The organism is Spirochaetota bacterium, from assembly GCA_034190085.1.
GTDB lineage: Bacteria > Spirochaetota > UBA4802 > UBA4802 > JAFGDQ01 > JAXHTS01.
The window spans coordinates 50,731-65,409 of record JAXHTS010000054.1 but is presented as its reverse complement, the minus strand read 5'-3'; the positions used below and the strand labels follow the sequence as shown (position 1 = coordinate 65,409).

General features: G+C 38.1%; 11 protein-coding genes. 3 read left to right on the top strand and 8 right to left on the bottom strand.

The genetic code is table 11. The annotated features are described in order from the left end of the window. On the bottom strand, positions 1-205 hold a 205-nt coding region (locus SVZ03_10970), incomplete at its 3' end, for a nucleotidyltransferase domain-containing protein (GenBank protein ID MDY6934723.1). 199 nt (positions 206-404) lie between these two features. Here SVZ03_10970 and SVZ03_10965 point away from each other — a divergent pair. Then, on the top strand, positions 405-1,637 hold the full coding sequence (locus SVZ03_10965; GenBank protein MDY6934722.1) for an integron integrase: 1,233 nt from the start codon (positions 405-407) through the stop codon (positions 1,635-1,637). A 247-nt stretch (positions 1,638-1,884) separates the two neighbouring features. Here the strand turns inward: SVZ03_10965 and SVZ03_10960 are convergent, their stop codons facing one another. The 4 genes from SVZ03_10960 to SVZ03_10945 all read right to left on the bottom strand — a co-directional run bounded on the left by SVZ03_10960 (position 1,885) and on the right by SVZ03_10945 (position 5,206). Further along, positions 1,885-2,646, bottom strand: coding sequence for a metal ABC transporter permease (locus SVZ03_10960; protein MDY6934721.1), 762 nt, complete (start codon positions 2,644-2,646; stop codon positions 1,885-1,887). Then, entirely contained in the window at positions 2,643-3,527 is an 885-nt protein-coding gene (locus tag SVZ03_10955; GenBank protein ID MDY6934720.1) for a zinc ABC transporter substrate-binding protein, read from the bottom strand. Before SVZ03_10955 ends, SVZ03_10960 begins: the two co-directional genes overlap by 4 nt. Positions 3,528-3,544: 17 nt before the next feature. Then, positions 3,545-4,825 carry a hypothetical protein gene (locus tag SVZ03_10950; protein ID MDY6934719.1) on the bottom strand — a complete coding sequence of 427 codons (1,281 nt, stop codon included), beginning with the start codon at positions 4,823-4,825 and terminating at the stop codon, positions 3,545-3,547. Positions 4,826-4,927: 102 nt separating this feature from the next. After that, on the bottom strand, positions 4,928-5,206 hold the full coding sequence (locus tag SVZ03_10945) for a hypothetical protein (protein MDY6934718.1): 279 nt from the start codon (positions 5,204-5,206) through the stop codon (positions 4,928-4,930). Between the two features lie 213 nt (positions 5,207-5,419). On the opposite strand from SVZ03_10945, the gene SVZ03_10940 reads away from it, so the two are divergent. Both SVZ03_10940 and SVZ03_10935 read left to right on the top strand, forming a co-directional pair. Then, positions 5,420-6,547: a YibE/F family protein gene (locus tag SVZ03_10940; protein MDY6934717.1), complete on the top strand. Its 1,128-nt coding sequence runs from the start codon at positions 5,420-5,422 to the stop codon at positions 6,545-6,547. After that, the gene (locus SVZ03_10935) at positions 6,544-7,869 is read left to right on the top strand and encodes a sigma 54-interacting transcriptional regulator (GenBank protein MDY6934716.1); all 1,326 of its coding nucleotides are present in this window, start codon (positions 6,544-6,546) and stop codon (positions 7,867-7,869) included. The genes SVZ03_10940 and SVZ03_10935 overlap by 4 nt, the downstream gene beginning before the upstream one ends. Before the next feature lie 39 nt (positions 7,870-7,908). Here the strand turns inward: SVZ03_10935 and SVZ03_10930 are convergent, their stop codons facing one another. The 3 genes from SVZ03_10930 to SVZ03_10920 all read right to left on the bottom strand — a co-directional run bounded on the left by SVZ03_10930 (position 7,909) and on the right by SVZ03_10920 (position 14,566). Beyond that, positions 7,909-8,874 carry a diguanylate cyclase gene (locus SVZ03_10930; protein MDY6934715.1) on the bottom strand — a complete coding sequence of 322 codons (966 nt, stop codon included), beginning with the start codon at positions 8,872-8,874 and terminating at the stop codon, positions 7,909-7,911. A 17-nt stretch (positions 8,875-8,891) separates the two neighbouring features. Continuing rightward, positions 8,892-13,337: a response regulator gene (locus tag SVZ03_10925; protein MDY6934714.1), complete on the bottom strand. Its 4,446-nt coding sequence runs from the start codon at positions 13,335-13,337 to the stop codon at positions 8,892-8,894. Positions 13,338-13,546: 209 nt separating this feature from the next. Continuing rightward, complete coding sequence (locus SVZ03_10920) at positions 13,547-14,566, bottom strand: response regulator (protein ID MDY6934713.1); 1,020 nt, start codon at positions 14,564-14,566, stop codon at positions 13,547-13,549. Between the last annotated feature and the right edge of the window lie 113 nt (positions 14,567-14,679).

Here is a 14,679-nt window from a genome sequence, read left to right as displayed (position 1 = left end):
AGAGGCTTTCCAGATATTCAACAAGGTCAATAAATTTGAGACCTATTGGTCTTTTGAATTCTACCACAACGTCTATATCGCTATCTTCTGTTTCAATTCCTTTTGCAATAGAACCAAAAAAACCTATTTTTTTAACACCAAATTCAGTCGACAGATATGAATATTTTTCTTTAATTATCTTTAATGCTGTATTGTTTATTGTCATTGCAATTCCTCATTATTATCATTTCATGTAAAGCTAACTTATATATTCTATAGAATCAATAATTTACTAAAATTTAATCGGTCAATTCCAAAATGTCAATTAAAAATCCGAATAATATATTAAAAACAACTTGTAATTCCGCATCATGTTATATATATATTGTTATATTGCAAAAATATAAATAGGTGCATAAATTATAATGACCTTTAAAGAGTTTTTACTGAAAAAACACCGGTTATCTGAAAAAAAAATCCCTTTTTATGAACATTGGGTATCGCGTTATTATGAATATATTACTAATAATAATCTCAATGAGACGGATGATAGCGTATTAAACACATTTTTGCATAATTTAGGAAAGACCTATGAGGAATGGCAGGTTAAACAAGCTCAGGATGCAGTGCGACTTTTTAAATACTATAATAGTAGTTGTAAACAAAAAACTGGTGATGGTCACAGCAGAGAAGAAGAATCCTGGAAAGCTGTAGAAGAAGAAACTATCAGGTTGCTTAGATTAAAGCATAGATCTTTAAGCACAGAAAAAACTTATATAGGTTGGCTTAGAAGATTTTATTCATTTATGGAATTTAAGAATCCGGACATGATTACTCAAAATGATTTTAAAAATTTTCTAAGTTATCTTGCTGTGGAAGCGAAGGTTTCAGCATCAACACAAAAGCAGGCTTTTAATGCGATATTATTTGTGTTTAGGCATGCGCTTGATATGGAGGTAAATGAAGTGGAAGATGCTGTGCGTTCGCCTATCAACCGCAGGCTGCCGGTTGTGCTTTCCAAGCAGGAAATTTTTCGGATACTTGATAATTTAGACGGCATAAACAAACTGATGGCAGGATTGATTTATGGCAGCGGTCTCAGACTGAACGAGTGTCTTACATTGCGTGTTAAGGATATCGATTTTGAACGGGATTATATGATGATAAGGGCTGCAAAGGGGGATAAAGATAGGCAGACACTGCTTCCTGATAACTTGAAAAATACTATACAGCGACAGCTTGAAAACAGCTATGATCTTTTTGAAAAAGACAGAAAAAATAATCAAGAGGGAGTCTGGCTTCCACACGCCCTTGAAAGAAAGTATCCAAATGCAGGCAGAGAATGGGGCTGGTTTTGGGTCTTTCCATCCAAGTCGCTATCTATTGATCCTGAATCTTTAAAAGTAAGACGTCATCATATACATCCATCATCATTGCAAAGGGCGTTTAAAAATGCTGTTATCAAATCAGGTATCACTAAAAACGCCTCAGTGCATACGCTGCGCCACAGCTTTGCCACTCATCTAATTGAGAGTGGGTACGATATCAGGACAGTTCAGGAGTTGTTAGGGCATTCTAATTTGCAGACAACCATGATTTATACTCATGTTGCTCAAAAAAATAAATTAGGTGTAAGAAGCCCTATGGATTTTATATAGAACTGGTTGGTAATATAATAAATAAAATAACTGAAAGTTGGTCAATTGTTAATTATAAATTAATGGATGATTATAATAATGAGGAATATGAAAAACGGGCTATGAGATGTTTATCAATTGGAGCGCTTCAATCTCCGCAATCACACATATGTGAAATTCAGGAACTTCATGAAGAAATAAAACATTGAATGAAGTACATCATACAACTTTTCTACCTCTGGTCTATGACTAGTTGTTTGTAGACCATTCATTTTTGCTTAATAAATGAAGCTGTTACTGCTGTAAAAGCATTCACAAAGACAATTGTATATCCGGTAGGAAAATCGCCATAGAATGAAATCGTTATGGCTATTATATTCAGAACAATACCGATTATCCATGCCGTTATCAGGGTATAGTTATGAATAACAGCAGGCATTCGATTCAAGGTAGAAATCTGCACTGCAATAAAAGCAGGCGCAAGAAGAATAGCGAATACAACAAGCACTCCCGCCATTCTAACAGAGCTTGTAACTGTTACAGCAAAGGTCAGAAAAAAGAGCAGATTCTTTAGATTACCCGAAGTCTTTCTCTCAAATAAATAGATAAACCCTCCTAAACATGCGTATATAACGGCTGTTTTGTATACGTCATTGATGTTAGTAAAAAGGATGTCATAGGCCATCAGGTTTTGGAACTCCTCCATTCCGTGAGCCGACTTTGATAGCAGAATGAATACACCAGATAGGCCAAGCGCATAGAGAAGACCGATCACTGCTTCAAGGTATTGCGATCTCTTTGAAATAAAAGATATTAAAAGACCTGTGGCGATAGAGAAGAAAAGCGACAATAAGTATACATATTCTCCATGAAACAGCAGAAGGGAGATGGCTGCCCCCAATGCAGCCATCTGTCCTATTGCAAGGTCGGTGAAGATTATATTTCGCTGAATAATTCTGATTCCAAAATATGAATGAATACCCAATAAAATTAGGGATATCAAAAAGGCGGGTATGAGTATGTCTATCATTTCGAGAGCCTCCCTACTATCTCATCAAATAACGCAACAATATCCTTTGCCTCCTTAATCGCATTTACATCATGAGGCAGCGTTATCATCCTCATGCCGGTTTTGCGGACAACTAATTGAGCCGGTTTTTGGGAATGATACACATCATTGATTATCAACCTCACTCCCTGACTATTTATTATATCAATAACCCTCATTATGTGACGCGTGGTTGGCGCAATCCCTGGCAACGGCTCCAGCTCTATCACTGGAATCATCCCATAATGCTCAAAGAGATAATCAAAGTTTTTATGATACTGGACTACCTTTATCCCTCTAAGCGGCTTCATGATTTCTTCCCATTCTTTGAGTTTATTATCCCATAACAGATTGAATTCTTTATGGTTTTTTGTGTAGGCAGCGCGGTTGCCTGGATCAAGTTCATTTAGCTTATTCTTAATAGCAACTGCAATCTTGGCTATATTAATGGGGCCAAGAGCATAATGCGGGTTTCCGGAAGGGTGCACATCTCCCTGGGCACGCGACACATTTCCCGGCACGTCTATAAGCTTAATGTAGATTGAGAGATCGAGAAAGCCCGTGGAGCCGGGTTGTACCTTTGCGTTTCGCGCTTCCCTGATCACAGGCGGCATCCAGCCTATCTCCAGCTCTGCTCCATTCAATATAAGCAGATCCGCTCTTCGTACTTTTGCAATAAGAGAAGGTTTGGGCGTTACAAAGTGAGGATCCCAATTACCAGATGCAAGGGCATGCACACTCAAACTATCCCCTCCAATTCTTGAGGTGATATCAGCAATATAAGGATAGGTGGTAATAACTTTCAGCTTTGCATAAAGCGGTGAAGTCACTATTAGCAATAGAAGTATAATTGTTTTTTTCATTGAAAATCTCCCTTGTGCTAGAATGAATGGGCGCCGTGTGCGCCAATTGACATGTTGAACTGAAGAATAACCTCATTGATATGCTTGTTCTTTTCATCCAGATATTTGGTTCTGTCGTGGTTATATTGAAGCCTTATCCGTGAAAATTCTGTGGGATTATACTCTATCATAGCCGAATATTTGCAGAGTTTGTCGGGTAAATCAGTTTTAACATAATTGATCTTATTCTCATTGAGATGAAGCATTTCATAACGCGATCCGATTCTCCAGAGCAGGAAGGGTTTGATTATCAATTGTGCATAGAAACCCGATTGTTCCTTTTCAATTTCTGAAGTCGATGTATCGGTCGTGTTTGCTTCATATAATTCGCCTTTAATTTTTCGATAGAGATATTCCCCCTGAAGAGAGAGATATCTGTAGGAATCAATAAGATATTTTATAGTGACATCTCCTCCAATTAGATTTGTATCTCCATAAAGAGCATGCCCGCTATCATCTCCAAGATCGTGATTTATTCTTGCTTTTCCATGCGCACCGGAGATGCCAACCAATAGGGTCAGTTCTTTAATATCCATTGATGTTTTAATAAATTCGGTATACAGATTCGGTCTTTTGCTTGTTTCAATTTCTATTGCGTTATTGCTGAATCCATCGTATCCGAAGCTCTTTTCATTCTCTCCCTGTAGATATTCTGCGCCGATCAAAAGATAGAGATCAATAGGCGCTATCCAGCTTGCCTGCGCGCCCTTTTCAAGTATTCCATGATCACCAGTAAAAGCTGCATATACTACAGGTTGATCCGCAAAGTCCCAGTAGTGCGCATGCTGACCATTGAGCCTGCCAAAGCCGCTTAAGAATTTGCCAATTTTTAACTGAAAACCTGCTGGCAAAGATGTAGTATTTATAAAACCCTCCTCAATCTCAAAGCTTTCTGTAGAGAGATGGAAGGTAGCGAAGAGTTCGAAATAGGGATCCACAGCGGAATATAGCGCTAGTTCGCCATAATTAAGATTAAAGCCTCTATGGGCATGCATGGGAGCGTGAGAATGTTCATGTTCATCGCCATTGTCGTGGGCATGTGTAAATTCTGGTATTGCCAACAAATCGAATTTTTCGTCCTTCCTGTCTCTGTATACTATCGAAGAATCCAGAATAAACGAAATATCTGGGACAAACTTTGCCTGAGAAAAGGATGACGATAACGAACTCTTATTATTAGGTTCGCCTTGTGCGAAAATATTCTGCGGTAAAATATTCATAGCGAATAAAAATATTATTATTGTCAGTATATATTTCATAGTATCTCCTTTGTAATCATAATGATTATTATACAATCACTTACATCGGTAGGAGGATATAAAGTGGTATATGGATATATGTTTTTTTAGGAATTAAACAGATCACTCAGGAGGAGCATTAGGATAGTATGGATAATGTGTGATTGTAGATGGTATAGTTTTGACTTCAGAGGATAATTTCTCGCTCTTGCTTATAATACTATGAGAGAAGTAATTGAAAAAATTTATTACCTTAAACTGATTTGATAGCAAGATGAGACAGATCGGGCAGTCTTCTTGATCAACGCTGTTATGGTGATGATGAATGGATAGGAGTTCTGTTGATAATAATAGAGAAAAAAGGATAAAGATTCTCAGTATAGGTTTAATAAGGGTTTTCATGAATACTAATTTTCCCTAAGATAATATTATTTTATTGATTCTTATCGATTAGTATTTTTACAGTATTTTCCAAAAGAAAGCAGTGGCTCTTCCACTATTCTTTCTTGGGGAACTTCCTTTATAAGTCAATAAAAATATGCTTGTAAAATGCAATATTCTATATTGTTTGTTTAACATGAATACTCCTTACAAGTAGAGTAAAAAGGAAATAACATGAGAAAGGTCACACCCATCATCTTTATTTGCGTGCTTTTGATATGCTCATATCCCGGAAAACTTTTAGGTATAAATAGCCATTATCATGATGAGAGGATATATACAAGGGCAGAGATAATTAAGATAGATAAAATACCAATTGAAGACACAATGATTGAGACCAGGATTCATCTGAGGATAATGGATGGAGTATATAAAGGAGAAACCAAAACAGCAATATTTAAGGGAGAGAACGATCTTCCCAAGGGTATGCATTATCAAAAAGGGAATATTCTATTTATTGGCATATCCGCCAAATCCCATGACAGCGAAGTGGAATATATCTCTTTATATGATCTTGACAATACTGCAGGGATTATAATAATGTCCATATTTCTTGCTTTAACAATCTTAATCATTGGAAGACTTAAAGGATTTTTTTCGTTAATAGCTCTCATCGTTACGGTTCTTCTTATATTTTATATTTTTATCCCCCTAACCCTGAAGGGTTATCCTTCACTCATTGTGGCAGTGATAATTTCCGTAATATCAATCACCATAACCCTGCCAATAATAGCAGGAATAAGACTAAAGACTTTGGCAGCAATTATAGGCGCTTCATCAGGCATTGTTATTAGCACTGCGCTTGCTCTATTATTTGGCTGGATTATGCATCTATCCGGAATCGTATCAAATGAGATGCTTACTGTTTTTTACGCCTCAGACATTGAGATTGATCTACGCAGCATTGCCCTTTCCAGTATGATAATAGCGGCTCTTGGTGCTATTATGGATGTATGCATATCAATATCATCCTCCACTGCTGAGATATTTAATGCTAATCCGGAAATCTCTGAAAAGGAGGCATTCAGGTCAGTCTTGACCATCGGCACTGATATACTTGGCTCAATGGTTAACACGCTGATACTAGCCTACGTTGGAAGCTCTCTTTCCCTTATTCTACTGATATCAATGAGACTTGAACCGGGAATGCCTCTCTGGATGATATTTAACTATAATCCAGTTTTGAGCGAGTTGGTAAAATCAGCAGTAGGCAGCATTGGCATGTTTTTATGTGTTCCAATAACAGCCTTAATATCTGTAAGGTTATATAAAAAAGGAGAGGTGAATAAATATAGCCCATGAATAGTATAAATCCTGTTGATGAGAATAACATCATTCTGGACAGCATAGCTGACGGTGTCTTTACTGTTAACCTGGATTTCAGGATTACATGGATGAATAGGGCAGCGGAAAAGATTTTAGGTGTAAGAAGGGAAGAGACGATAGGCAGATTATGCTATGATGTGTTTCACGCGAACATCTGCGAGCATTCATGCGTTCTCAAGGAGACCATGGATACCGGACAGGAAATAGTCAATAAGACTATATATATAGTGAATTCGGAAGGAGAGCGTATTTCAATTAGCATAAGCACTGCGATCCTTAAGGATGAGATGGGAAATATTACAGGCGGTGTTGAGACGTTTAGGGATATAACGGATTTAGAAGAGCTACGAAAATCGATTGAATCATCCTATTCCTTTGAGGATATAATTAGCAAAAGCAGGAAGATGCAGGAGGTATTTAACATTCTTCCTGACATTGCTGAAAGCGACAGTTCAGTGCTGATAGAGGGCCCAAGCGGTTCTGGCAAGGAACTGGTCGCCAGGGCTATCCATAATCTCAGCAGACGTAAAGACAATCCGCTAATAATCGTAAACAGCGGCGCTCTTCCGGATAACCTGCTTGAATCCGAGTTATTTGGATATAAGGCTGGGGCATTTACTGACGCCAAGAAGGATAAACCAGGCAGAATCGCTATGGCAGAGGGAGGCACCATCTTCTTTGACGAGATAGGAGAGATATCACCCGCTATTCAGGTAAAATTGTTGCGGTTCCTTCAGGAAAAGCAATATGAACCTTTAGGTGGAGTAAAAACCATAAAGGCAGATGTGAGGATAATTGCAGCGACAAATAAGTTGCTGATAAATGAGGTTAAGGAAAAGAGATTCAGGGATGATCTCTTTTACAGGCTGAATGTAATAATGATTACACTGCCAGCATTACTTGAAAGAAGGGAGGATATTCCATTACTCATCAAGCACTTTATAAATAGGTTTAATAGGATAAACGAGAAAAATATTGAGGGTGTATCCGATAATGTAATGAATATCCTGATGCAATATGATTTTCCTGGGAACATTAGGGAGCTTGAGAATATTATTGAGCACGCCTTTGTGTTGTGCAAGGAGAGTTATATTCAAGCGTGGCACCTCCCTGTACAGATGAGAGGGAATGAATCTTCCACGAATTCAAGCATGACCCTGGAAGAGCTTGAAAGGATACATATTATCAGAAACCTTGAAAAAAATTCAGGCAACAGGTCTAAAACAGCCTCTGATTTGGACATAAATCAATCAACCCTATGGAGAAAGTTAAAAAAATACAATATTACTGACCTGTAATCCGATATTGGATGGTGTTGAGGATTTTATTTGTAATAGTTACAGGACTCTATTCCTTCCATGTTCTTTTGCCTTATATAACCTTTCATCCGCTTTCTGTATACAATCATTTAGGGACATTTTAGTATCATATATACTTACGCCAAAACTCATCGTTACTTTTGTGTTATGTCTATTTATATAAAAGTCCAATGATTCAACCTCCCTTCGAACTTTTTCTGCTACATATTTACCATCCTCCAAATCGGTTTCTGGTAAAATAAAGAAAAACTCCTCCCCTCCCCATCGGCTTATGATGTCCTGATTTCGCAAGGTTTTATTGAATAACTCGGATACTTTCATCAAAACTTGATCCCCATAAGCATGGCCATAAGAATCATTTATCTTTTTAAAATTATCGATGTCTCCCATAATGATGCAGAATTTTCTATTATTTCGCTGACATCTGACAGCCTCATATTTTATCTTGTCGATTACATCCCGCCTGTTAGATAAACCAGTTAATGGGTCAGTCCTTGACGCTATTTCTAATTGTTTATTCTTTTCTTCAAGTTCTTTTCTATGCCTATAGAGGTCAAGAAACACACGAACCTTGCCCAACAATATTTCAGGAATGATTGGCTTTGTGATAAAATCAACGGCTCCAGTTTCAATCCCCTTAATTTGATAATAGTCGTTCTTATATATAGCAGAGACAAAGATAATGGGTAAGAGCTTTGATTTATCATCCTGGCGCAGAAGTTCTACAGTTTCATACCCATCCATTTCTGGCATCTGGACATCAATCAATGCAAGGGTGAATTCATATTCTAATGTCTTTGCAAGAGCCTCATTTCCTGAAGATGCGCGGATAAATTCTAGATCAAGATCAGCTAGTAGTCTCTCCAGAGCAATCAGGTTTTCAACCTTATCATCAACAATTAGTATTTTGAATTTATTTACCATTGTCTGTATTGGCCAATATCTATAAGGCGAAATGACGGTATAATCTTTTGCAATAACCAATAGCCTAATGCCATTGACTACTTATACAACCACACCCTCATAAGTGAGAGCAGCTTCTCAATCTCAATCGGCTTTGCTATGTAGTCATTAGCTCCAGCTTCAATGCATTTGTTTCGGTCTTCCTTCATTGCCTTTGCTGTTAATGCAAGGATTGGCAGATTCCGGAACTCCTCATATGCACGAATGCGCTCCATGGCTTCATATCCATCCATTTCAGGCATCATTATATCCATTAATACTAGGTCAATATCGGGATCATTCTCCAGCGATTTAAGAGCCTTTTCTCCATTTGCGGCTTTATTAACCTTCATTCCCCTTTCCTCCAGGATTTTGGAAATGGCAAAGACATTACGCATATCATCATCCACCAAAAGTATTTTCTTATCATTAAAAATAACATCTTTATCTTGCAGCATAGATATCATCCTCTTTTTACACTCAGGCATATCATTTATCACCCTATTCAGGAAGAGAGATATCTCGTCGAGCAATCGCTCCTCCGATCTTGCCCCTTTTACAATGATTGATGAGGCATACTTTTGCAGTTCATATTCTTCTTCCTGTGTGAGATCTTTTCCTGTGTATATAATAACAGGAGGATTTGATATATCATCATTCCTTTCCATCTCTCTAAGTACATCAATACCATACATATCTGGAAGTCCCAGATCCAGGATCATGCAGTCATAGGTTTTTGATTTCAGTTTCTTCAGTGCTTCTTTGCCTGATTTTGCTGTATCCGTATTTATATCCCCGTTACCCAGGAGCTTTGCTATGATTTTCAAAAGTTTTTTATCATCTTCAACAATTAGGATATCCTTGATCTTTTTAGAAATTATTCCTTCGATTTTACCGAAAGCCTTATCAAGATGTTCTCTCGTCACTGGTTTGGTTAGATATCCCACAGCCCCTTTTTGGTAAGCATCAATTGTCTCTTCATTAACAGACATAATATGAACCGGAATATGGCGGGTTTTCAGATTATCTTTCAACTCTTCAAGCACTCTCCAGCCGTCAATGCCCGGAAGCCTGATATCCAGAATGATAGCATCAGGTTTATACTTCTCAGCAAGCTCCAATCCGCTTTCGCCGTCATAGGCGTGCAGGAATTTAAAATTTTTTTCATGACAGAGATTGTAGAGAATTTTTACAAAATTCATATCATCTTCAATGGTCAGAATAATCCTGTCCTCCCTATCGAGGTTATCTCGGTCGTCTTCAATGATTGGTGTGGCTTTTGGGGATTCCATATCTCCCAGTATGACATCTTGTGTATCCGAGTCTTTTGGTTCTCTCCGATCCATTGGCCTTTCACTTCGTTCAAGCCTTTCGGGAATATAGAGTGTAAATGTTGAGCCTTCTCCATACTTGCTCTTTAACTGGATTTCGCCGCCCAGAAGCTTTGCCAGCTCTCGGGAGATGGATAAACCCAGACCAGTTCCGCCATATTCTCGTGAAGTGCTGCCATCAACCTGCTGAAATGCTTCAAATATCTCGAATTGCTTATTCTCAGGAATGCCAATGCCAGTATCAGTTATAGAAACTGCGATCGATTGGGCTGGATATAGTCTGCTGCGTGAGAGATCCGTGTCAGGATCAGGCTTACTAATTCTGAATGTAATGCACCCCTTATGGGTAAATTTAACAGCATTTGACATCAGGTTCTTGATTATCTGTTCCAGCTTTTGATTATCTGTTATTATTGTTTCTGGGAGATCCTTTGCTATGTCTATTTCCAATTTTAATCCCTTGTCTTCTAAAACATGCCTGAAAATATAGTTTACGCTTTCTACAATTTCAGCTGGTGTGACTGACTCGATATTTAGGGTGATTTTACCTGATTCTATCTTGGAGAGATCAAGGATCTCATTTATTAGTATAAGTAGATCATTGCCGCTCTTGTGTATGATCGCTGCGGATTGAACCTGATCGTTGGAGAGGTTGCCCTTTTTGTTATTAACCATATCCTGAGCTAAAATAAGAAGGCTATTTAGAGGTGTTCGTAATTCATGCGACATGTTCGCAAGGAATTCAGATTTATACCTGCTTGTTATTTCCAGCTCATTTGCTTTCTTTTCAAGGTCTTTACGTGTATTTTCAAGATCAATATTACTCTGAGAGATCTTGACCTTCTGTTTTTCAAGAGAGTGGGTCTTTTCTTCAAGCTCTTCATTGGTGGATCTTAATTCTTCAGACTGTGCCTTAAGTTCCTCTTCTGATGCTCGCAGCTTCTGAGTCTGTTCTTCCAATTCTTCATTTGTTGTCTGGAGTTCTTCCTGCTGTAATTGCAGCTTCTCAGCCTGCATCTGTGTTTGATGGAGTAGTGATAGCTGTTTGGAGCGAACTTGAGCTGAATCAATGGCTATCGCTATATTTTCCTCTGCTTGTTTAACGAATTCAAACTGTATCTCTTTTAACTCATCCAGTGTCCCCAGTTCAATAACTCCCTTAACAATATCATTATATATAACCGGCGTTATAAAGATATTCTGAGGTACGGCTTCTCCAAGACCTGAGTTTATTTTAATATAATCGCTAGGGACATTTGTGAGTAGGATATCCTTTTTATCTATAGCGGCCTGTCCAATAAGCCCCTCTCCTGGTCTAAAATAGCTCGGAATATTCTCCTCGTCTCTAAGAGCATAGCTTCCACCTAATCTCAAGACCCCATCTTCATCAGCAAGATATATCAAACCTAATGGAAGATCTAAGTATTCTGCAATACAGGAGATTATATTCCGCGCTAGTGTGTCTATATCCTGATTCCCTCTCATACTATTGCTCATCTTCGAGAATCCAGTCTTGGTCCAGTTCTGTTTTTCTATCTCTCTAGTCCTTTGCTGAAGTTCTTTCTCAGCCCGCTTTCGCTCAGAAATGTCAGAAAGAAAAACAACATCCGCAGCCCTTCCCTCATATTCTGACAACACTGCATTAACCTGTACTGGTAGCTCGATGCCACCTTTTCCTAAGATGGTTAACTCATAAATATCTGGCACCTCTTCACCTGTCATCCTTCTTCTGTATCGATTTTTCATCTCTGGCAAATCATCCGGTCTTATTATCATCTCAAAGCTCATACCAGTAAGCTCATCCTTACTATATTTAGTGAAACTCGACATTTTAGAATTTACATATTTGAATACGCCATCCTGAACTATAAAGATACACACGCTTGCCCCTTCTATCAGGTTTGAATATTTTTTCTCAGATGCCTTTAAATCTTCCTCAACCCTCTTTCGCTCTGTGATATCAGTTATACTCTCCACAATCCCAATAAGACTGCCGTCAGGTTCAAAAAAGGGATTTGCAGAAATATTGAGATATCGTTTTTTGCTATTATCTATTTCTATTTCTTTATTAGTATCCTTCTTATTATCCTGAATTTTTTTCATCATGCATTCAGCAGTACGGCAGAGATGGCTTTGAATGACGTCATAGCATTTTTTGTGAGATACATCCTCTTTCTCTACACCAAATAGTGTACAGAAGTTATCATTTGTGCGAACTATATTATACTTGTTATCAATAGCGCATAACGGTGAGGCAGAGTTGAATATTTGGTCAAGTTCAGTTTGTGTTCTGGCGAGGGTGTGTTCAGCTTCTTCCAGCTTCCTTGATTCTATCCTTAATTTTTTCATCTCATCCAGGGACTCAATAACTATCCCAAGCACAGGCGTTGTATAGCTCAGGATATTTGCCCAATGGGCAGTATCAAAGAATACATCGAAGAGCTGTTTAGAAAATGACATGTATACCTGTCCACCGATATTAAGCAGTATGCAGGCAGTGAGCATTCCAGAAAAAATATCCCTGTGGAACAGGAATCTCTTTAAGATAAGGAAGAAAGCCGCAGTGAAGAGAATGGAGGATATAAAATCAACAGGCCTGGATATGATATTTTCAGGATATATAAAATCGGGCAGAGGTAGAACAAACGCAAGCGCTGTTGCGCCTCCGCCCATCATAATAGCGATTATTGAAATGTTTAAGGCCTCTCCTCTTATATTCTCTACTTTTTTCAGTCTATCTTCCAGGAGTGCAGCAGCAATAATACTAATTGCCAGCACTGATCTGCCTGCAACATAGGTGCCGGGGATGAACTTTTTGATATTAGTTGCCCAGTCTATTCCTGTGTCCTCAAAGAGATGTTGGAATCCGAATATGCCGTGGATAAGGTCTTCGCTTCCGCATATAAGGAAGCCCAGGCCGATTATGAGGAAGTATCTGTTTTCAAATCCGAAGAAATAGATGAGGCATGCAATGGCAGCGATTATAGCAATAATGGAACTGGATATTTCAATGCATGCATGAAAATCGCTGGAACTAATCCAGTCTGAAGAGAAGATATGTGGTCCTATTGCAATGAAGAGTAGAATAATAATGATATAGCATATAGTAAATCTAATTATTATCTTTCTCGAATTATCTCTTCCCCTTGTTAAGGATGTTATAGCATCTTCCATGCCTCAACTCCTTTAAGTTTAAGCTTAAAGTGCATCCGTCCTTGTCATGAGAGAGTATTTCCCACTTCTCCCCTGTCAAGGAGAGCTAGCGGGGTGCTTCATCCTGACACCCTCTTTGATTATAATTGCCAGTAATGACATTAATAGATTCACTACACCGAGTTTACTCACACCATGAAATTCGTTAGGATTATTCTTGAAGTAAGTGATTAAACAGAGTTAATAATATCAATACATATATCCACTACTTCAGAATCATAGAGTATCCCCTTTTTACAGGTAATTTCTTTCTTTGCAGCCTCAATACCCAGCGCTGGCCTATATGGCCTATGTGATGACATGGCATCAACGACATCTGCTACGCATATTATTTTCGATTCTAACCGAATATCATTACCAGAAAGCCCATTGGGATAGCCCGAGCCATCGACTTTTTCATGATGCTGATAGATTATTTCTGCAATAGGATACGGGAATTCTATAGTCTTTAAAATTTCATAACCGATTACCGGATGTGTTTTTATAATATTAAACTCATCATTGTTGATCTTACCTGGTTTACTCAAAATATCTGCAGGAACATGAACTTTCCCAAGGTCATGAATTGAAGCAGCCATTCTAACACAATCGATTTGATCATTAGAAAGGCCCAACTTAGCTGCAATAGCTCCGGAAAGCTCTGCAACCTTATTTTGATGTCCTGCTGTATAAGGGTCCTTGGTCTCCACAACTAATGACATTGCATTCATTACCCCATTCATAGTACTTTGCAGTATTTCGAAGCTCTTCTGTAGCCTCTTTTCTGCCGATTTTCTTCTTTTAATCTCCTTCTCAAGTTTTTTTCTCTGTTTATCTAGGCTAAGAAATATATTGACCTTTCCTATGAGTATTTCAGGAATTATAGGTTTTACAATAAAATCAATCGCACCTTTCTCAATACCCTTGATAAGGCTGTGTTTATCGGAATAAATGGCAGTGACAAAGATGACTGGCAATAATTCAGTTTTTTTATTTTGACGAATAAGCTCTAAGGTTTCATATCCATCCATATCCGGCATTTGAATATCTAAAAGTGCTAGGGCAAACTCGTGTTCAAGAATTTTAATTAGCGCTTCATTCCCAGAGATCGCTCTAATCAAATTTACGTGTAAATCACACAATACACTCTCAAGAGCAATGAGGTTTTCGACCTTATCATCAACAATCAGTATGTTTGGTTTGTTATTCATAGTCTTCTAATTAAAGTTTACTCATTCTGTATATGCCATTAAGGGCAGATCCATAAATTGTTCCTGCACTTGGATTCAAATACATCTAATGGCTCTATAATCATCCATAACTG